The sequence below is a fragment of the Natrinema sp. CRL1 genome (genome assembly GCF_059162405.1).
Map to the genome: position 1 here is coordinate 1 of NZ_JBLVOY010000007.1, position 18,634 is coordinate 18,634.

18 protein-coding genes, 3 tRNA genes and 1 other RNA gene are annotated in these 18,634 nt (G+C 64.9%); 6 read left to right on the forward strand and 16 right to left on the reverse strand.

The window, feature by feature from the left end; translation table 11 throughout:
* Positions 1 to 942: 942 nt before the first annotated feature.
* The 7 genes from ACJYUO_RS19130 to ACJYUO_RS19160 form a co-directional block, all read right to left on the reverse strand.
* The gene (locus ACJYUO_RS19130) at positions 943 to 1,389 is read right to left on the reverse strand and encodes a hypothetical protein (protein WP_494346939.1); all 447 of its coding nucleotides are present in this window, start codon (positions 1,387 to 1,389) and stop codon (positions 943 to 945) included.
* Positions 1,386 to 1,907 carry a PD-(D/E)XK family putative nuclease gene (locus ACJYUO_RS19135; RefSeq protein WP_494346940.1) on the reverse strand — a complete coding sequence of 174 codons (522 nt, stop codon included), beginning with the start codon at positions 1,905 to 1,907 and terminating at the stop codon, positions 1,386 to 1,388. Before ACJYUO_RS19135 ends, ACJYUO_RS19130 begins: the two co-directional genes overlap by 4 nt.
* A gap of 548 nt (positions 1,908 to 2,455) precedes the next feature.
* Complete coding sequence (locus tag ACJYUO_RS19140; protein WP_494346941.1) at positions 2,456 to 2,695, reverse strand: DUF7563 family protein; 240 nt, start codon at positions 2,693 to 2,695, stop codon at positions 2,456 to 2,458.
* A 167-nt stretch (positions 2,696 to 2,862) separates the two neighbouring features.
* A tRNA-Ile gene (locus ACJYUO_RS19145) sits at positions 2,863 to 2,937 on the reverse strand.
* Positions 2,938 to 3,009: 72 nt separating this feature from the next.
* The gene (locus ACJYUO_RS19150) at positions 3,010 to 3,138 is read right to left on the reverse strand and encodes a hypothetical protein (protein WP_494346942.1); all 129 of its coding nucleotides are present in this window, start codon (positions 3,136 to 3,138) and stop codon (positions 3,010 to 3,012) included.
* Positions 3,139 to 3,319: 181 nt separating this feature from the next.
* Positions 3,320 to 3,904, reverse strand: a complete 585-nt coding sequence (locus ACJYUO_RS19155; RefSeq protein WP_494346943.1) for a MogA/MoaB family molybdenum cofactor biosynthesis protein — start codon at positions 3,902 to 3,904, stop codon at positions 3,320 to 3,322.
* 128 nt (positions 3,905 to 4,032) lie between these two features.
* A tRNA-Asn gene (locus ACJYUO_RS19160) sits at positions 4,033 to 4,138 on the reverse strand.
* 95 nt (positions 4,139 to 4,233) lie between these two features.
* On the opposite strand from ACJYUO_RS19160, the gene cca reads away from it, so the two are divergent.
* Positions 4,234 to 5,685 (forward strand): CCA tRNA nucleotidyltransferase, encoded by a 1,452-nt coding sequence (gene cca, locus ACJYUO_RS19165; RefSeq protein ID WP_494346944.1) that lies wholly within the window; start codon positions 4,234 to 4,236, stop codon positions 5,683 to 5,685.
* An 18-nt stretch (positions 5,686 to 5,703) separates the two neighbouring features.
* On the opposite strand, the gene ACJYUO_RS19170 is transcribed toward cca, so the two are convergent.
* The 3 genes from ACJYUO_RS19170 to ACJYUO_RS19180 all read right to left on the reverse strand — a co-directional run bounded on the left by ACJYUO_RS19170 (position 5,704) and on the right by ACJYUO_RS19180 (position 8,725).
* Positions 5,704 to 6,735: a histone deacetylase family protein gene (locus tag ACJYUO_RS19170; protein WP_494346945.1), complete on the reverse strand. Its 1,032-nt coding sequence runs from the start codon at positions 6,733 to 6,735 to the stop codon at positions 5,704 to 5,706.
* Between the two features lie 4 nt (positions 6,736 to 6,739).
* Positions 6,740 to 7,171, reverse strand: coding sequence for a histone (locus ACJYUO_RS19175; RefSeq protein WP_494346946.1), 432 nt, complete (start codon positions 7,169 to 7,171; stop codon positions 6,740 to 6,742).
* A gap of 66 nt (positions 7,172 to 7,237) precedes the next feature.
* Positions 7,238 to 8,725: a single-stranded DNA binding protein gene (locus ACJYUO_RS19180; protein WP_494346947.1), complete on the reverse strand. Its 1,488-nt coding sequence runs from the start codon at positions 8,723 to 8,725 to the stop codon at positions 7,238 to 7,240.
* 390 nt (positions 8,726 to 9,115) lie between these two features.
* Here ACJYUO_RS19180 and ACJYUO_RS19185 point away from each other — a divergent pair.
* Positions 9,116 to 9,188: transfer RNA gene (locus ACJYUO_RS19185), tRNA-Arg, on the forward strand.
* Positions 9,189 to 9,412: 224 nt separating this feature from the next.
* On the opposite strand, the gene rnpB is transcribed toward ACJYUO_RS19185, so the two are convergent.
* Positions 9,413 to 9,851, reverse strand: an RNA gene (gene rnpB / locus ACJYUO_RS19190) — RNase P RNA component.
* A 211-nt stretch (positions 9,852 to 10,062) separates the two neighbouring features.
* Here rnpB and ACJYUO_RS19195 point away from each other — a divergent pair.
* Entirely contained in the window at positions 10,063 to 10,662 is a 600-nt protein-coding gene (locus tag ACJYUO_RS19195) for a TIGR00296 family protein (protein ID WP_494346948.1), read from the forward strand.
* Between the two features lie 87 nt (positions 10,663 to 10,749).
* On the opposite strand, the gene ACJYUO_RS19200 is transcribed toward ACJYUO_RS19195, so the two are convergent.
* Genes ACJYUO_RS19200 through ACJYUO_RS19210 form a run of 3 tightly spaced genes read right to left on the reverse strand, consistent with a single transcriptional unit; the run spans position 10,750 to position 15,256 of the window.
* On the reverse strand, positions 10,750 to 11,910 hold the full coding sequence (locus tag ACJYUO_RS19200; RefSeq protein ID WP_494346949.1) for a nicotinate phosphoribosyltransferase: 1,161 nt from the start codon (positions 11,908 to 11,910) through the stop codon (positions 10,750 to 10,752).
* Positions 11,911 to 11,940: 30 nt separating this feature from the next.
* Entirely contained in the window at positions 11,941 to 13,479 is a 1,539-nt protein-coding gene (locus ACJYUO_RS19205) for an Hvo_1808 family surface protein (RefSeq protein WP_494346950.1), read from the reverse strand.
* Between the two features lie 58 nt (positions 13,480 to 13,537).
* Positions 13,538 to 15,256 carry an Hvo_1808 family surface protein gene (locus tag ACJYUO_RS19210; protein ID WP_494346951.1) on the reverse strand — a complete coding sequence of 573 codons (1,719 nt, stop codon included), beginning with the start codon at positions 15,254 to 15,256 and terminating at the stop codon, positions 13,538 to 13,540.
* 121 nt (positions 15,257 to 15,377) lie between these two features.
* Between ACJYUO_RS19210 and ACJYUO_RS19215 the strand changes: the two genes are divergently transcribed.
* On the forward strand, positions 15,378 to 15,950 hold the full coding sequence (locus tag ACJYUO_RS19215) for a cysteine hydrolase family protein (RefSeq protein ID WP_494346952.1): 573 nt from the start codon (positions 15,378 to 15,380) through the stop codon (positions 15,948 to 15,950).
* Between the two features lie 180 nt (positions 15,951 to 16,130).
* The gene (locus tag ACJYUO_RS19220; protein ID WP_494346953.1) at positions 16,131 to 16,295 is read left to right on the forward strand and encodes a hypothetical protein; all 165 of its coding nucleotides are present in this window, start codon (positions 16,131 to 16,133) and stop codon (positions 16,293 to 16,295) included.
* 356 nt (positions 16,296 to 16,651) lie between these two features.
* Here ACJYUO_RS19220 and ACJYUO_RS19225 read toward each other — a convergent pair whose 3' ends face one another.
* Positions 16,652 to 17,143, reverse strand: a complete 492-nt coding sequence (locus tag ACJYUO_RS19225) for a PaaI family thioesterase (RefSeq protein WP_494346954.1) — start codon at positions 17,141 to 17,143, stop codon at positions 16,652 to 16,654.
* A gap of 92 nt (positions 17,144 to 17,235) precedes the next feature.
* Here ACJYUO_RS19225 and ACJYUO_RS19230 point away from each other — a divergent pair, with 92 nt between their 5' ends.
* Positions 17,236 to 17,697 (forward strand): DUF4385 family protein, encoded by a 462-nt coding sequence (locus ACJYUO_RS19230; RefSeq protein WP_494346955.1) that lies wholly within the window; start codon positions 17,236 to 17,238, stop codon positions 17,695 to 17,697.
* A gap of 21 nt (positions 17,698 to 17,718) precedes the next feature.
* On the opposite strand, the gene ACJYUO_RS19235 is transcribed toward ACJYUO_RS19230, so the two are convergent.
* Complete coding sequence (locus ACJYUO_RS19235) at positions 17,719 to 18,630, reverse strand: DUF8155 domain-containing protein (protein ID WP_494346956.1); 912 nt, start codon at positions 18,628 to 18,630, stop codon at positions 17,719 to 17,721.
* Positions 18,631 to 18,634 lie beyond the last annotated feature (4 nt).

Consider the following 18,634-nt stretch of genomic DNA (forward strand, 5'->3'; position numbering starts at 1 on the left):
CGAGCGGGCGTCACCGAACTACCAAGGCTAACATCAGATCCCATCTGTACGGCGGACCGCAGGGGTGGAATCCTCATCTCGTGCGGATGTATTCGTAGGCCGTCTGGGGTACATAACCCCTTCGGACTCGAGTCACCCGCAGAGGCAGCGTGCGTCAGGCACGCCGCCTCTTTCTCCGTATATATTCACAATCGCTGGTTACTACTTAAGGCCTACGAACCGAGACTCCACAGAGAGTGAGTACCACACAGGATTACAGGACAATATTCCAATTATGATCTCGAGCATGGCAGAAATTTGTAATATGGGCTAACTCAGTACCGGACTGGAGCCCGATAGATATAGTAGCTCTTGAAACGATTTACACACCGATCGCAACGCTATCCTGCGATCGGGTGTGCATTGACTTTCAAGAGCTACTATACGTGCCATACGGAGGTCGATGCAGCCCTTTGCTAACGCGTCGTGAGTCTCCGAGTGCAGACTACAGACAGCGCTCGAATTATCCATCAATACCCTAACTTCTCCCCCCTCAGAGCGGTTTTTACAGCAGTGTTCGTTGTGTTCTCAAATTAATTCTACACGCGTGCGCGGCGACGGCCTCAAGGTAACATGCAGATGAAACGAAAATCATGCTGTGACGAATTATTGACAACGCCTCAAAGGGAGTGAAGCATGCGCCATACGCTGGACGAATGGGGTGATCGTCTTGCGCGACCACAACCGCGTTGTGGCCGTGTGCGTTCGCTGCGAGTCGGCATACGCAGCGAAAGAACTCTTGAGCGGTCTGATCCGCCCCATCGGAACACAATCGTGTTCCTGTGGGTGCGAACGATTCCACGCACTCGGGTGAATCGCTCCCCGTTCAATATTTTCGGGTACGTCTCGTGAGCCTACACCCAATATGCGGGGGACCAGACACATCCCTCGCGGGCGGTTAAGTCACACCTGCCGGATGAAAGCCGATGTCCGAACTGTAACAAGGGATTGGGTGAACAGGTCAGAAAATACGTATCTGACGGCTCCCCGGTCGCGGACTTCGTCTGTGTCCTTTTCCCAACAGACGAGCCAGATATCCTGCTCGCGAGCGCAATCTGCTAGCTCGGAGATCACCGTCTGTGGACCCGGTTGCTCGAGATATCGGCGCTCGTAGTCGACTGAATCCCACGCGATCGCGGCCGGGTTCGGCTTGCCGTTGTCGTCGGCAGCTTCTTCGACGACCTTGTACGCGTTCAACAGGTCCTCCGGTGGCGCGACAGCCGGGATATTCCGATCCGTAAGCCGCGAGAAGAAGTCCTGCGGGTAGCGGACCACCCCGAATACGGCGTCCCCGTCAGCAGGTTCGAAACTCGAGTTGAGCCCACCGAAGTAGGTCGTTCGGACGGTCACCGCGACTCACCCACGGTTACCGCCGGATCGATACCCTTGGGATCGATCACGTGCGACCACGTGAGCTTCGCGACCTCCTGTTCGGAGCGCGACCCGCTGACCTCGTACCACCGCCCGGCGAGCAACTCGTCGACGAGCGTCGCTGGCACGATCGCCCGCGCGACCTGCGGCAGTCCCGGCCGCGGGAGATAGACCACAAACAGGTACATCCCGCCCGCCTCGAGCAGTTGCTCGTGGGCGGCTCGCTTGACGTAGAACCGCCCGCGGGTCGACCGACCGCCGTTGCTCGTCTCGATCTGGCAGCCTTTGATCACGACCGGAACCGCCGGCTCGACGAGCACGATTCCGTAGAACGGCAGCGACCGACTCGCCTCGAGGACGGTAGTCGTCCGAGCGTCGTGCCACGTCGCGGTGTGATCGCTGACGTACTCGAGTTCGTCGACGACCTGGGCGGTCTCCGCCTCGAGGGCGTCACCGCTGGCCTTCGAACTCTCGAGTACCGACGCTCGAGAACTCATAGTGGGACCTCTCGCGTGTTCCGAATCGCGCGCGTACACTCCGGACAGAGCCGGCGAAGTGCGTCAACGCGATCACCGCACCGCTCGCACTCGTCGGATTCGACGAGGTGGCTCATCGCGACCCACCATCTGTTCGCTCAGTACCCGGCTGTAGTGATTGGCAGAGGTGAACAGGGTAGCCACTTCGTAAACAGAAATCGATAACGATATGCCCACTAATCGAGATTGCGTTGACGAACTGGGTGAACAGTATGACACAGCACAAACGCGTCGTCGGTGTCTGCGAGTGCTGCGAAGCAGTGTACGCCGCAAAAGTACTCTCGTCGGGACGAATTCGTCCGATTGGACGGGACCACTGCTCCTGTGGAAGCAAGAGGTTCCAATCGCTCGAGTGATCGGTACCGCTCGAGGACTGTCCGCCGCCGCCGACCCGCACCTCCCGATCGTCGAGCGCACGACGAACGTCCTCATCAGTTGCTTGATGGGACGGGTGGGCGATGAGCGTTCGACTCTCGACATCGTACAGGCGACTCGCCCGAACGAACCCGTCACGCATCGGCCTCACCGCCGTGACGGCCGGGCGACCTTTCCGGATCGGGGATCGATACGTCGACGCCAGCAGCGGAGCCGCGGCTCAGTCGAGCGTAGGTATCGCAGTCGCCACAGCGATGGGCTCGATCACCGTCGTCACCGAAAACGCGCCGGAATCGGTCAGTGACGTGGGCTCCGCAGTGTTTGCACGTCGATCGATCGACCGACGGGAACGGAGCGACCGTCACGCCGACCACCTCGTTTCGGCTACTACTTTCGCAAGACAGCGGCGACCCGGAACCAGTGACTGGTTCAGTCCAGGTTCAAACGGGGTAGTTCGGAAACAGAAAAGACGTGCTTCGAGTGGTTGAAGCTCCGCTTAGTGACCGAAGAAGATTCGGCCACGCTTCAGGGTTTTTGCGGATGGGCCCTGACGGATTCGAACCATCGACCACTCGGTTATGAGCCGAGCGCTCTAACCAGACTGAGCTAAGGGCCCGTCAATCGGGAAAAATCGTGCGCGGTAATTAACGCTTGCTGTCCGGTCCGCTCGAGAAAAAACGGCCGGCCGCTACGCGGACAAGGCCTCGAGTTCCTCGTCGCTGAGTTCGGCCTCGAGTTCCGCCCGAGTATGGGAGTCAAGGACGTCCTCGCGCTCCTCGGCGTCGAGTTCCGTGACGGATTCGAAGTGGTGGCACATAGCAGTCGAATGGACGTGCGTGTGCTCAATAAAGGCTGTTTCAGGCGAGTTGACCGATCGTCTGTTACCTCGAGATGGACAAGATGGGCACCCCCTGTCGTGAAGGCACTCTCGAGTGCGTTGGGAGCGGCATCTGCCGTCGGTGTTCCGACTGGAAGCCGAGGGACTGCTAACAGCAGATCTACTCGCTCCCGTAGTCCGCGAGCGTCTGGTCGCTCGCCTCGGTTCGGTGACGCGTCGCCAGTCCGGCGAGGTGTGGCGTCTCGGGGACGATCAGTTCCTCGCAGGCAGTTTCGCAGGCACTCTTGCTTCCGGGGAGACAGAAGACTGGGGTATCGACGGCGATCCCCGCTGTTGCGCGCGAGGCCATCGCTCGCGTTCCGACTTCGTCCCACGAGAGCGATCGGAACAGTTCCCCAAAGCCCGGCAGTTCGCGCTCGAACAGCGACGCGGTCGCCTCGGGAGAGACATCGTCGACGGTGACACCGGTGCCGCCGGTCGTACACACTACGTCGATATCTCGGCGCGCGACCAGCCCGCGGACGGCGGTCCGGATCGCCGAGTAGTCGTCCCGGACCAAGACTCGCTCTCGAACCTCATGGCCTGCCGCTTCGAAACACGTCTGTATGGTATCCCCGCCGGGATCATCGGGATCGTCTTTGCCCGCCCGCGAACTCGAGACGGTGACGATCCCGACGAAGAGGGGATCGATGATGTCGTGGCCGTGATCGTCGGTACTTCGGCGGTCGTCAGTATCACTGGGCATGTACGCACGTCACTGCCGAAAGACGATAATCCCTCCCCCGATGACAGCGACGACCTGCAGTCCGACGTGACTGCCATCGTCGACACGTCGCAAAGACGGATCGCTCTCCGTCGTGAATTAGGAAGAAGCGCCGAAGCCAGGACTCGAACCTGGGACAACCTCGTATCTGCGGCGGACAGGCAGTACCTGAGTCGCCGTAACAGCGAGGTGCTCTACCATCTGAGCTACTTCGGCTCATCTCGTGATAGTCGGGTGCATTTGATAGGGCTTTCGTTTTCCCTTCCCGCGGTTCGATACCCTTTCACGCACCGCTCGAGTACGGCACCCCAATGAGCGAGGAGGACGCTGCCAGCGACGAGCCCGACGATCGAGACGGTGGTCGCGACCTCGAGCGGGTCGTCGCCGAGGTTCGAACGCAGGTCACGCCCGGCAAAGACGAACGCGCGCGTCTCCGCGAGGTCGCCGACCGGCTCATCGAGCGAGCCGAACGGGCGGCGACGGAGCGGTGTGAGGGAGCCGACGTTTTGCAGGTCGGCTCGACCGCCCGCGACACGTGGATCAGCGGCGATCGGGATATCGATATCTTCGTCCGCTTTCCGCCGGAACTCGACCGCGAATCGCTCGAGAAGTACGGCCTCGAGGTCGGCCACGCCACGTTGCCCGAGGGCCACGAGGAGTACGCCGAACACCCCTACGTCAAGGGCGAAGTCGAGGGGTTCGACATCGATGTCGTCCCCTGCTTTCGACTCGAGTCGGCGACCGAGATCCGCTCGGCGGTCGACCGCACGCCGTTCCACACCCAATATCTCCAGCGGCGACTCGACGATGCACTCGCCGACGACGTGCGGGTCACAAAGCAGTTCCTGAAGGGGATCGGCGTCTACGGCAGCGATCTCCGGACCCGCGGGTTCAGCGGCTACCTCACCGAACTGCTCGTCTGCGAGTACGGCGGGTTTCGACCGCTGCTCGAGGCCGCGGCCGACTGGCACCCGCAGATCGTGATCGATCCCGAGGGCCACGGCCGCGCACGCGAGACAAAAAATGAGGCCGATGGTACGCCGAGCGGCGACGCCGTCAGCCAGTTCGACGATCCGCTGGTCGTCATCGACCCCACGGACCCCGAACGCAACGTCGCCGCCGTCTGCTCGCGGGAAAACGTCGCCCGCTTCCAGCACTACGCCCGCGAGATCCTCGAAACACCGCGTCTCGAGTGCTTCGAACCGAACGAGCACGGGCCGCTGACCGAATCGGAACTCCGCGACCACCTCGAGCGGCGGGGCACCACTCCCGTCGCGGTCCGGTTCGACGCTCCCGACCTCGTAGAGGATCAGCTCTACCCGCAGCTTCGGAAGTCCCTCGAGGGGATCACGCGCGGGCTCGACGACCGCGGGTTCGACGTCTTCCGAGCGACGGCGATCGCGGACGACAGCGCGGTCGTCATCGCCGAACTCGCGGTCAGCGAGCGCCCCGCAGTCGAGCGCCACGGGGGACCACCGGTTCACGTCCGAGATCACGCCGAAGGATTCTACGACGCCTACGCGGACGACGCCGACGCCTACGGCCCGTTCATCGAGGGCGATCGATACGTCACCGAGCGCGAGCGGGAGTTCACCACCGCTCGCGAGTTCCTCGAGAGCAACCGGCTCTTCGACGTGGGACTCGGCGCACACGTCGAAACGGCCCTCGAGGACGGATACGACGTGTTACTCGATGAGGAAATCACTGCCCTCCTCGCGGAGTTCGGTCCGGAACTCGCGGCGTACTTCGAGCCTCGACCGTAAAAGTGGCCGTCGAGAAACCTAGAGACCGTCCAGATCGACATCGAGATCGTGTGCCTCGAGAACGTCTTCCAGTGCGGACGCCGCTTTGTCGTCGGGGTCGTCGTCCGGTTCGATCGGTTCGCGGCCGTCGAAGGTTTCGTGAACGAGCGCGACGCTATCCGCGAGAACATCCAGTCCGTACCCGCCCTCGAGAATGAACCCCAGCGCGGCGTCGGTGTCGTCGGCGAGGGTTCGAACGCGGTCGCTCATCAGGGCGTAGGCCTCCGTCGAGAGCCGGATACGGGAGATCGGATCGTGACGGTGGGCGTCGAACCCCGCGCTGATGAGGAGCAGATCAGGGTCGAAATCAGTGAGCGCGGCGGCGATCGGCCCCTCGAAGGCGGCCAGATACTCGCTGTCGTCGGTCCCGGCCGGCATGGGGACGTTCATCGTCGTCCCTTCGCCGTCACCCTCGCCGGTTTCGTCGACATCACCGGTACCGGGGTAGAGTCCCTGTTCGTGCAGCGAGACGAAGAAGACGTCGTCCCGGTCGTAGAAGATGTCCTGCGTCCCGTTACCGTGGTGGACGTCCCAGTCGATGATCGCGACCCGATCGACGTCGTACACGTCGGAATCGAGGGCGTGCTGGGCGGCGACGGCGACGTTGTTGACGAAGCAAAACCCCATCGCGTTGTCGTAGACGGCGTGATGTCCGGGTGGGCGACCGATAGAGAAGGGCGTGTTCCGGCCCGTCGCGCCCTCGAGAGCCTGTTCGGCGGCCCAACAAGCGAGCCCGGCACTCCGGCAGGCCGCGTCCCACGTTTTCTCGACAGCCGTGGTATCGGGGTCCCAACTCCCGCCGCCGTCGGCACAGAACTCACGAACAGACTCGAGGTATTCGCGCTCGTGGACAGCCGCCATCGTCTCGAGTTCGCAGGGATCGGCCTCGACGTACTCGACGCCGTGTTTCTTCTTCAGCCCCTCTCGGATCGCCCGTAGCCGGTCCGGTGACTCTGGGTGGCGCGAACCGGGATCGTGTGCGAGACAGACCTCGCTGTAGCCGAACTGCATCTACTCACTCGAACAACGAGAAGTACGTCTCGATGTCGTCGTCGGTGATCGTGCGCCGATCGGCGTGGTGCGCGAGGATCGCCGCCGCCCGGGCGACGTTGTCCGCGTAGTCCTCGAGGATATCGGCGAGGGCGACGCGGGCGTCCATCGAAACGCGGTAGCGATCGTCGATTTCGAGCCGGGCGATGCGGTCGACCGGGGCGACCGGTAACTCGAGGTCGTCCTTGTCGATGACGCGTTCGACGCCGAAATCTTGGGCCATCAGCGTCTTGCGGCCGTCAGCCGTCGCCTCCTCGGCGGCGTCGATCGCGAGGTCGCTCCCGTGTTCCTGAATCCGTGTTGCGAGTTGCTTCGACGCGTCAGCACTCACCCGAAGATCGCCCGCGTTCCGCCGGATGATCGTATCCACCGGGGCGAACGGGAGTTCGACGTTCATATCATGATAGGCGGAGCTAACTCCCTTAACGCTTTTCCTAGGCGGACGATGCGGTTGCTCGCGACCTCAGAACACGTCGTTTGCCTCGAGGCGGCCGTCGCGGACGACCCCTCGGGCGGTTACCTCCTCGCCGAGTCCGACATCAGTGTCGGTCGCGACGCTCATCGTCGTCTCGCCGTCGTCGAGCACGAGCGGGTTCCCCGCTTGGACGACGACGCCGGTGAACTCGAGTTCCTCGCCGTCGGACGGGTTGTCGGAATCGGAGTCCCCGTCGGCGCTGGCCGTCTCGGTACCGTCCGCCGCGGCGTCAGCCCCGTCCGTCGAATCGGATGCGGCGGTAGTAGCTGCTGATTCCGCGTTGGTCCCGTCCCCACCGGCGAACGCAGAGAGGCCGGCGTTCTGGTCGCTCGAGTCCTCGGCGTCGCCCTCGGAACCGCCGGAGCCGGCCGAATCGGACTCCAATACCGTGATCGTCGACTGCCAGCCCGCGGAAGCCTCGAGGTCGTCCTGCCAGCCGTCCTGAATCTCGACGTCGCCGAGCGCGACTTCGTCGCCCGGCCCCACGTCGAGATCGGCTTTGTCGCCCCAGAGTGCGACGCGGATATCGCCGGTGGCATCCTGGACGCGGATGTTCCGGACCTGTCCCTCCGAGCCGTCGTCGCGGTCGAAGGTCCGCTTCGGATCCGCCGAGCGAACGACGCCCGCGATGTCGACTACCTGGTCGATCTCGAGGTCCTCGATCGGCGTATTTTCGGGGACGTACTCGATGTCCTCGTCGACTTCCTCGACGGCACCGCGATTGCCGACGTGGAGTTCGAGACTCCCGTCGCGTTCCTTGACGTAGCCGTCGACCACCTCGACGGTCGCGCCAGCCTCGAGTTCCGTGGCGAGGTCGGCCTGCTCGTCCCACAGCGTCACGCGGATGCGTCCGGTCGAATCCCCGAGGACGAGGTTCGACACCTTCCCCTGGGAGCCGTCGTCGCGGTCGAACGTACGCACGCTGTCGGTATCGAGCAACAGGCCGACAAGGTTGACGTTCGAGAGCCCGAGCGAGAGGTCGTCGACGGCGTACGTATCGGAGATCTGCACGTCGATCTCGGTGTCCGGATCCGGCTCGACGTTGTCGACGCTGACCTCGACGCCGCTAAAGCCCTCCTTGGGTCGACCCCCGATCCGCAGAACTTGCCCTTCCTCGAGTTCCTCGATCGCGGCTTCGGCGTGTTCGTCCCAGAAAGCGGCGCGCACGGAGCCGGTCTCGTCCGCGACTTCGACGTTGACGACCTGTCCGTCCTCGTCCTCGCCGTCGCGCTCGAAGGTCCGTTTCTCGCCGATCGAGAGCACCTTGGCGACGAACTTCGCCTCTTCCATCCCGGGTTCGATATCGGCGATGCCGCCGACCTCGCTCTCGCCGACTTCGTGAGCGACGAGCATCGCCGCCGTCTCCTCGTCCGCGAGTCCCCCCATCTGCTCGACTTTCGCCTCGACGGCCTCGCGAAACTCCTCGAGAGAAACGTCGGCCTCGAGGTCTTCATATACGCCCTCGATGTCGCTCATTCTATGCTCGTGCATGGGTAGCCCGCGCATAAGCGTTATCCATTCGGTGTCTCAGTGCGGTACCGCGTTCGACGGAAACGACGGTCGTATCTGTCGAATCGGCCCGTTCAGACCGCACGGAAACGGCTCGCCGCGGCTGTGATTCGGTGGGGCTCGAGCGGGAGAGCATACGCCACGCTGGCCGCCCGACAGTATATAAACGTCAGCACCGGTTGTGCGCCGTCAGAGCAGCGCCCCAACACACGCGACCGGCCGAACGGGGTCGTGTGAGATTCCGAGACGGAGAGACGGGCTCGAGCGGGCGAAACTGTCGGCAGGCTGCAGCGAAACCCCGTGCCGGCGGGAGCCTTTCGAAAGGGCTTTAATGTTCACCGGGGTATGAAGAGATGAGTCCTGATAGGGTAGTGGACTATCCTCTTGGCTTGCGGAGCCAGGGACCGGAGTTCAAATCTCCGTCAGGACGCTCACTTATCGCGAGTGCCTCACGTTGTTCAGCACTCGCTCTTGCGTTCGGTCCTGACGTGCCTGACGCTCGCTCCGCTCGCGTCAGACTCCGTCAGGACGCATTTATCGAGACCAATAACGAGGAGGCGAGTCTGTCGTCAAGAGACTACCCGCTCGGAATTAAGTCGATAGTACTCGAGGCGATCTTCGAGCGAGCGCAGTCGCTCTCGAGTGCGTGAAATCGGGTGAGAGGAGTAAGCCCCCTTCTGTTCGTCCCGGCATTCGGCTGAGCGTCCGCGCCGCCCGCGGAAACCGCGGTGCGTTCGGGCTACCACGGCGCGGACTTGCACCGGTGAGGATTCGCCGTTCCATCGTTCCTCGGCCGTCCGTGTGCGGTCGATCACGACGTTCGCGGTTCTCGCGCCGAGGGCGCTCCGAACCGCGCTCGTGACCCGTGGATTCGAACCACGGTTTAACAACCGCCTCACGTTTCGCGGTCCGTCGGACCGCGCATCCCTCTGCGGGTTCGCTCCCCTTCCTCTCGGTTGGGTTCGCACGCATCATCGGTCGGGCCGAGACGTGTCGTTTCTGTTCCAGAGCCAGCGGTCTCCCGCTCCGGACTTGCGTCCGGTCACCTGCCCGAACAGGTGGGGGGACTTTCCTCGCGAGCGTTGCGCGTCCCAGAGGGACGGGCAACGTTGGAGTGCGGGGCACCCCGGAGGCGGCCCGCGGTAGGTGATCGCGCCGTCGCCGGCACGACCATCGCGGCAACCGGGCTCTCTCTCCCACTCGATGTAGGTCCGTGGGGCGAATAAGTCCCCCGGTCGGGACACAAAAAAGCGCCGCGCAGCGAATGGAAGCGTTTTAGGACGACTATCCCCTTGTCCATCTGTATGTCCCAGCGACAGGGCGCAGACCTCTCCTACGAAGACGGTGCTCGCGCGGTCGAACTCGCGCGTGAATCCGTCGAATCCTACGTACAACACGGGCAGCGAGAACAACCGGGCAGCATGCGCGAAGCCTTCTACGAGCGAACCGGCGCATTCGTCCGTCTCGAGTCGACTCGCGGCCGGGGGAGCCTGCGAGGCTGTGCGGGTGGCTATCGTTCGGACGACCAGCTCGGTCACGTCATCGTCGACGCGGCGATCGAGGCCGCCAGCGAGGACTCTTGTGGCTCCGAAGTGAGCCCATCGGAACTGCCGAATCTGACGGTTTCGGTCTGTACCGTCAAGAACGTCTTGCTGACCGACGACCCGATCGCCGACCTCGAGCTCGGCACCCACGGCGTCGCCATCGACGGCGGCGAGGGCGGCTGGCTCTACCCGACAGTGCCGGTTCAAAACGACTGGAGCGCCCGCGAGTACCTCGATCGGACGTGCCGTAAAGCGAAGCTCGCACCGGGCGCGTGGGAAGACGACGACGTCATCGTCACGCTGTTCGAGGGGCAGGTCTTCCGCGAGCGCGAGGCCGACGGCAGCATCGAAGAAGTCTAAGACGCGATTCGGGACCGTATTATAACTCGAGTGCAGCCGTATCCGACCAGCCGCGCGACCTGCGTCTCCGCAGCCGCTATCGAGTTTTTACGAGTCTGGGTGGCCGAAATCGACCGCCTCCGCGTCCTCGAGACACCGTTCGCTCGCGTCGTCCAGATCGAACTCCCGGACGACCTCGCCGTCGCGGACCAGCGGCTCAAGCAGGCTGTCGCCGTCTTCGGGCCCCTCACGGTCGGCGAGCGCGACGTGGTGGCCGCCCTCGGGCGTTCGATAGACGTCTTTGACTCCCGACAGCTTGCCTCGTTTGGAGATCGGCTCGCCCGCTATCTCGACGATATCGAGACTGAAGTCCACCGAGTCGGCACCGGTGATGTGGCTGCCGACGCCGAAGCCGTCGGCGATGTTACGCAGGGGTCGGATCGAGTCGGGACCGAGGCCGCCGCTACAGAAGATGTCGACGTCCTCGCGGTCGCGGGCGTCGAGTTCCCAGCGGACCTCGCGGATGATGTGCCGGAAGTCGCCCCGTCGCGAACCCGTGGTGTCGATGCGGACGCCGTCTAAATCCTCGCCCAGCGTCTCGGCGGCCAACAGGCTCTCGCTTTTCTCGTCCCAGAAGGTATCGACCAGCGCGATTCGGGGCACGTCCTCGCCGACGGCCTCGTCGAACGCCGTCCACGCCTCGGCTTGGTTGCCCTCGCCGAAACAGAACATGAGCGCGTGGGGCATCGTCCCGCCCGCCTCGCGGTCCAGAATCTCGCCCGCCGCGACGTGGGAGAAGCCGTCGAGTCCGGCGAGTAACGCGGCTCGTTCGACGGTCGATGCGATCGAGGGATGGACGTGGCGCGCGCCGAAGGAGAGAACCAGCGAATCGGGCGCGGCCCGTCGGGCCTCGAGCGCCGCCGTCGCGAAGCCGCTGGGCTGAGAGAGAAAGCCGAGCAGCGAGGTCTCGAGTTCGGCGAACTCGAGGTACGGGCCCTCGATCCGGCAGACGGGGCCGCCGTCGAACAACTGTCCGTCCGGGAGCGCGTCGATATCGACGTTTCGGCCCTCGAACAGCGTCGCGACGTCTTTGACGCCGGTGAACACGTCGAAGCTGCCGGTCGGGAACTGGTCGGCGGTCACTTCGGCGACGACGTGGGGGTTCTTCTCCGCGTGCTCGAGCGTGGCCCGCGTGCGCTCGAAGTAGGCGTCCGTGGCTTCCCCCGCGAGAATCGCTTCCGGGGGAACGGTTCCGAACGGATTTGACATATCGCCGGTTTCCCGCGGGAGGCAAAAAAGCTACCCGTCTGCCGACGTGTGTGCCGCCGGTGTCGCCGACATCGCCCCCGCTGCCGTCGGTTCGGGCCGCGGCGAGACGGGAGGCGTTAGACCGGTCGCCGACTCGAGAGACTGTGTCTCGAGCGACCGAGTCGAACCCGACTCAGCGGGGTGAATCCCCTCGAGGTCGTCGACGGTCGGTGCACCGACGATTTCGACCGTGTCGCCGGTGACGGCGACTCGATACGCGCCGGCGAAGGGTTCGCCGTCGGGAATCCGGTAGACGCCGTCCCCGGCGGCGTCGACCCGTTCGGCTCCGTTGTTCGCGAGGAGTTGGCGGTACGCGTCGGCGAACTCGGTCGCGTCCGCGTGGCTCTCCCAGGCGAGCCGCCAGACGTGGCCGGTTCGGTCGGGGTCGTCCGCATGCCGGTAGACACGGATGCTATCGCCGGCCCAGCCCGCGGTCGCGGGGTGGGAGTAGTTGTATTGGGGCGGCTCGGTAGCCCCCGCCGCGAGCGGCCGGTCGATCGCGCCGTTGGCCCAGAGCGTCGCGAACAGGGTGGCCTCGCCGATGGTCTCGGTACGGGGCTCGCCGCCTTCGGTCTCGTCGCCGTTGCTACCGCCGCCACCGCTGCCAGTGCCGTCCGTAATCGGCCACCAGTCGTCGCTCGAGCGGTCGGGAACGTCGACGGCGACCGGCTCGGTCTCGGGGTAGCGGTCGGGATGGATCAACTGAGCGGTGCTCTGGGGTGGCTCCTCGTGAGCGTGGTCGACGGCGTCCCAGCCGCCGCGGTCGTAAAGATCAGTGACGAACGGCGGCCCCTCGGCGTAGGGTGCGTAAATCGAGAGGAAGAGGCCGACGTTGAACGGCCGCTGGGCGAGGGTCTCGCCCGACGCCGCCGGCGGCTGGGTGTCGGACAGACACTGCCACTCGTCGCCACACCGCCGGTCGTAGCGCTCGGGGACGACGGTCGCTTCGCCCTCGAGCAGCCCATTTTCGGCGCGCAGGCCGTCGATCGTCTCGCTCTGACGGTTGATGCCGAACTGTTGGTCTTGCAGCGCGTGGGTCAGTTCGTGGACCAGCGTCCGGCGGTCGATCCGGATGTCGTCGGCATCGTCCGCGACGATGACGATCCGATCGTTCACGTAGTAGCCCTGTACGGAGTCGCCGTAGAGGTCGTCGAACGCCTGATTTACGTCCGTCTGTCCGTCGACGAGGAACGCGCCGCGCCAGAGTTCGTTCTCGAACGCCGACGCGTTCTCGGACCCGGCTGTCTGCCGCTCGCGAAACGTGGCTCGATCGATCACCTCGAGAGAGACGTCGCGTTCGTACTTCAGCCCGCGAACGACCTCGATCCGGGCCATCGAGCGGTACTTGACGGCCTCGAGTTGGTCCGCAGTGAGGCCGTCGCTCGCGTCGAATTCGAAGCCGTCGTCGTGGGCGTAGTCGCCGACGCGGCCGAGTTCGCGGTCGGTGTCGAACCCACTCGAGTTGCCGGGGAGGGCACAGCCCGAGCAGACGACGAGGACGACCACCGCGAACAGTCTGAGCCGACTCATTGGGTGATCGTTCGTCGGAGCGGTAACAGAAGCGTCGATCGATCGTGCGGGCGATTAATCACTCGCGTCGATCACCGCCGGTCCGGCTGCGGCCGATGACGATCCGAGTCCCCGCGCCGAGCAGCGCGATCGCGAGCGCGCTCGCCACGGCCAACGGCCCGAAGCCGGGAACGGTGTCGCTCCCGATTTCGCTCGAGTCGGTGATCTCGAGGGTGTCCCCACCCTCGGGTGCGGCACCGGCTTCGACGTTCGGGAGTTCGTCGACCGACGGCGCGCGGACGATCGTCAGCGTCTGACCGGTTCGGTTGAGAAAGTACGCGCCGGCGTAGCCGCCGTCGTCGATCACGTAGGTGTCCCGTCGTTCGTCGACGGGCTCGGCGTCGTGGTTCTCGAGCAGCCGGAGATAGCCGTCGACGAACTGTTGGGTGTCCGCGTTCGACTCCCATTGCGTTCGCCAGACGTAGCCGGCGCGACCGGCCGCCGCGGCCGGGTCGCTCGCGTTCTCGACCTCGTCGTTCGTGTAGACGACCAGTTCGTCGCCGGTCCAGCCGTTCGTATACGAGTGGTTGTAGTCGTAGCTCCCCGTTCCTTGCAAGAATTCGGTGGAATTAATCACCGAGGGCCGGGCGGAATCGAGCGCATCGGCGGCGAACATCGCGACCATGCCCGCCTCGCCGACGGTGTCGTTTGCCGTCTCGCCGTCGACCCGGAGCTGTCGCCAGTCGCCACTCGAGCGGTCGGGGACCGAAACGGTCGCCGCCTCGGGTTCCGAGCCGGGGTGGATCACCGCCGCGGTCGTCGTCGGCGGGTCGTCGTAGGCCGCGTTGACGGCCGACCAGCCCTCGCCCTGATCGCGCAGGTAGTTGACGTAGTCGGGCCCGTCGCTGTAGGGCTGATAGACGCTGAAGTAGATGCCCCAGTTGATATCGAGGTCCCCGGTGCTCGGTCCGTCCGCGGGTTCGAGACAGTCCCACTCGGTGCCACACCGACTCTCGTACTCGCGTTCGACCCGGCTGGCGTCGCCCTCGATCAGCCCGTTTCTCGCGGTCTCGCCGTCTTGGGTCGTCCCCTCGAGTTGGGACAGGTTGAACCGCTGGTCCTGTAAGGCGTGGACGAGCTCGTGGCCGAGCGTGAGTTCGTTCAGTTCGGGCGTGTCTGGGTTCTCCGAGACGATGACGATCTCGTCGGTTTCGGGATCGTAGTAGCCGGCGACGGCACCGCCGTAGACCGTTTCGGCAGCGTCCGAGGCCGCGGTGTCCCGGTCGACGGTAAACAGCGCCTCGTAGCCGATGTTCTGCTCGAGGCGGTTCTCGGAGGAGATGTTCGCAAAGCGGTCGCCGTTCGTCTCCCGGTACTCCGCACGGGAGATGACATCGACGGAGACCCGGTCGTCGAAGGTGAGGTTGCGGATTCGCTCGACGCGAGCCATCGCCCGGTAGACGACCGGGTCGAGTTCGTCCTCGTCGACGACTGCGTTGGACTGGTCGTCGACGGGGAGGTCGTCGTCGTACCAGTAGCCCGCGACGTAGCCGACGGTGTCCTCGGTCGTCGGGTTCGCGGGACGATCAGCGTCTTGGGCCGTGGTCGACGCCGTGCTCGCGGTCGCGGTCGAATCGGCAGCGAGCGCGGAAGACGACCCCGAAGCCGCGGCGACGGAGTCGGACTGCGCCGCGGCCGTGGTCGCCAGTGCCGGACCGGCGAGGCCGCCGGTTACGAGCAGTACGGCGAGAGTCACTGCGAGGAGGGCTCCGAACGGGCGGGTGCGCGTCGATCTCATTGGGAGGAGTAGCTATCCGTACGAATGGCAGTGCAAAAAGAACGACGGTTGTCCCGGTCGAACGTCGATCTCGAGGCCGGCGCGAACGTTTTTAGCGTTCCGACCGTACGACCGCCTACGCATGCACCTCGAGCCAGCCAGGACGGCAGTGGTGGTCGTCGACATGCAAAACGGGTTCTGCCACCCCGAGGGATCGCTGTACGCGCCGGGAAGCGAGGCCGTCATCGAGCCGATCGCCGAGTTGGTCGACCGCGCCCGCGATGCGGGCGCGCGACTGCTGTTCACCCGCGACGTCCACCCGCCGGAGCAGTTCGACGACGCCCACTACTACGACGAGTTCGAGCAATGGGGCGAACACGTCCTCGAGGGGTCCTGGGAGGCCGAAATCGTCGACGACCTCCCAGTCGAAGCCGCCGACAACGTCGTCGAGAAACACACCTACGACGCATTCCATAACACCGAACTCGAGGGCTGGCTGAACGCCCGCGGGATCGACGACCTCGTCATCTGTGGCACCCTCGCGAACGTCTGCGTGCTCCATACCGGCGGCAGCGCCGGTCTGCGTGACTTCCGCCCGATCATGGTCGAGGACTGTATCGGCGCGATCGAGGACGACCACCGCGAATACGCCCTCGAGCACGCCGCGTGGCTGTTCGGCGAGGTTGAGCAGAGCGAGGACCTCGAGTTCGCCTGAGTGGGAGACGACGTTCCGTTCGACCGCACGGATACCCGAACGAGTCGGACGACGCTGGGTCTCGAGTTGCAGTGTTTTACCGGGGCGGCTCCAAGGACCGTCTATGACCGCACACCTTTCGCGACAACCGGCACCGCCGACCCGACCGTGCCTCGAGCCGACGACGGACGGTGAACGCGAATGAACAGACGGCAGCTACGCCCGATTTACATCATCGGGATCGCGCTCAACGCGGTCGCGTTCACGTACGCGGTCACGAGCGGCACGTGGCTCTACGCCGGCGCGTTCGCGTTCGTCGCGGTCTATCTCGTGGTCCGGCTCCGGATGCTGTCCGCCGATACGTAGCCTCGAGCAAGCGAGTTCGCATCGGCCGCCAGTGAGTAGCTTTTACTACCGAAGCCCCGATCCACGGGTATGGCAAAGCGGCGACTGCAGTCCGGGACGGGAAACAAGGGACCGCGGCACGGCTCGAGACCGGCGGAGGGAGGCACTTGAACGAACAACAGCTGCGGCCCGTGTACTTAGTGGGCATTGGAATCAGCGCATACGCGCTCTGGTATTTCGCCACGGCCGGCTCCTCTCTCCCAGCCGTCGCATTCGGGATCGTTTTGGCCGTTTTCGTGGTTCGACTTCGACGGCTGATTGCCGATTTCTGACGCCCCAGCTTTGGGGACGTAGCGCGAGGAAACTCGAGGGTCGGACTACTCGGGACGGAACACGCGGTACGCGCCCTGCCCGATCGCGACGGGCTTGATCTCCCCGTCGGGGGCCGTGCTCTCGACGGTGATCTCGCTGACGCCGACGCTGCCGCCGACCCGGATCACGTCCGCGGTCGCGACGAGGTCGCTCGTCGCCGGCCGGAGGTAGTTGACGTTCAGGTTGATCGTCGCGATCCGCGCGCCGAAGGGGTCGTCCATGGCCGTCCGCAGCGCGAGGCCGCCGACGGTGTCGATCAGGGTGGCCGCGACACCGCCGTGGAGATCCGCCTGCTCGTCGGGATCGGGATTTGGCCGCGTGTTCGTCAGCTTCTCGTCGTAGGGAATCGACATCGTCATCGTCCCGTCGCCGACGTTGTCGACGGTCGTTCCGAGCCACGAGAGGAACTCCTGGTTCTCGTCGAGGAAGTACTGGAGCATCCCCTCGAGGTCGTCGAACTCGTCGAGCGCGTCCATCGTCGGCGTGTCCTCGGCCATGGCGACCCGTCAGCCGGCGACGGCCTTGACAGCTACGTTTCCTGACCCGCCCGTTGTCGAGGGTTGATTTCTCTCGTCACCGTACCGCACGTGTGACCGACGACACCGACCCCGACGACGGTCCCGAATACGATATCGATTTCCGCGCCGATCCCGGCGCGTACGAGATCGGTCGCGGTGAGGAAGGAGTGTTCAAAGTCGAACCCTACAAGAGCGAACTGCTCCCGCTGTGGTCGTACAGCGACGAAGCGGCCGCCGAAGCGGCCGCCGAAGCGATCTACGAGCGGTACGAACGCTATCGGGCGAACGACGAGTTTCCGGGGATGGACATGGCTCGCAAGTACCTGCAGATGGGGTACACTCGAGCGATGCGATACGCGAAGTATCCGGGCGGTCGGAAGTACGACGACGACGGAACCGAACGCGAACCCCGGGAGTGGGCCGACCCCGACAAGCGAGCGGCCGCGCTCGTCTTCGAGGAGTACTGGAAACGGGTTCGCGAAGACGACGCCTACCAGCGGGCGAAGGCGCGCTACCGCGAGCGAACCGACTGAGACCCGCGAGAGCCCGACGAGTCAGCCGACGCGGTCGTCTCGCCGGTCGTCGATCGAGCGAACTCGCACTCGAACCCGTTCCCCTCGCTCGAACGACCGGTCCGGACAGATCAGCTTCGCGCCGAAGTCGCCATCTCGAGCGCAGAACAGCGACAGGCCGGTGATCGGCTCGTCGTTCGCCGTGACGGTCACGTCGTCCCACGCGATCGTCCGGCCGTCGGCGACGCCGAGGCGGTCGCCGTTCAGCGAGACGACGGAGTCGCGGTCGCGCTCCGCGTCGAGCGACCCGCCCTGCTCGAGCAGCCCGCCGCCGTCGTAGTGTGGGAGCCCGCCGTCGAGGACGCCGTCGCCGTCGGCCCGTACGCCGACGAATTCAGCGCCGGGATTTGGATGCGCCGGCGAATCGAGGACTGCGTACGTTTCCCCAGTCGAAACGACGCGGCCGGTGCCGTCCCACTCGAGCGGACGGACCGACATCTCGAGTTCGAGCGGGAGCGACCCCGACGCTCGGTAGGGGTTCTGGTCGGGGTCGCGAACGCCGACGTGGAGGTGGTTGTCGACCCACGGCGCGAAAAAGCCCGCCCGGACGAGCCGGCCCAGCGAGTCGCCGCGGTCGACGCGCTGGCCGGCTTCGACCGACGGCTCGACGTGGAGGATTCGGACGATCAATCCCGAGAGCGGGCTCGAGTCCGCGGGCTCGAGCAGGATGAGGTGGTCGTGGTCGGGCGCGTAGGGTTTCGGCGGCGCGCGGACGGTTCGGGTCTCGCGGACGGTGCCGGCGACCGGGCTCGGCGCGGCGGTCGTCCGCCCGTCGACCAGCGTGCCGGGATAGCAATCGATCGCGCAGCCGCCGTCGTGGGCGGGGTACGGCGAGTTGTACAGTGAGAAGCGCTCGTACTGCGCCAGTACGGCCTCGGGGAGCGTGACGGCCATTCGT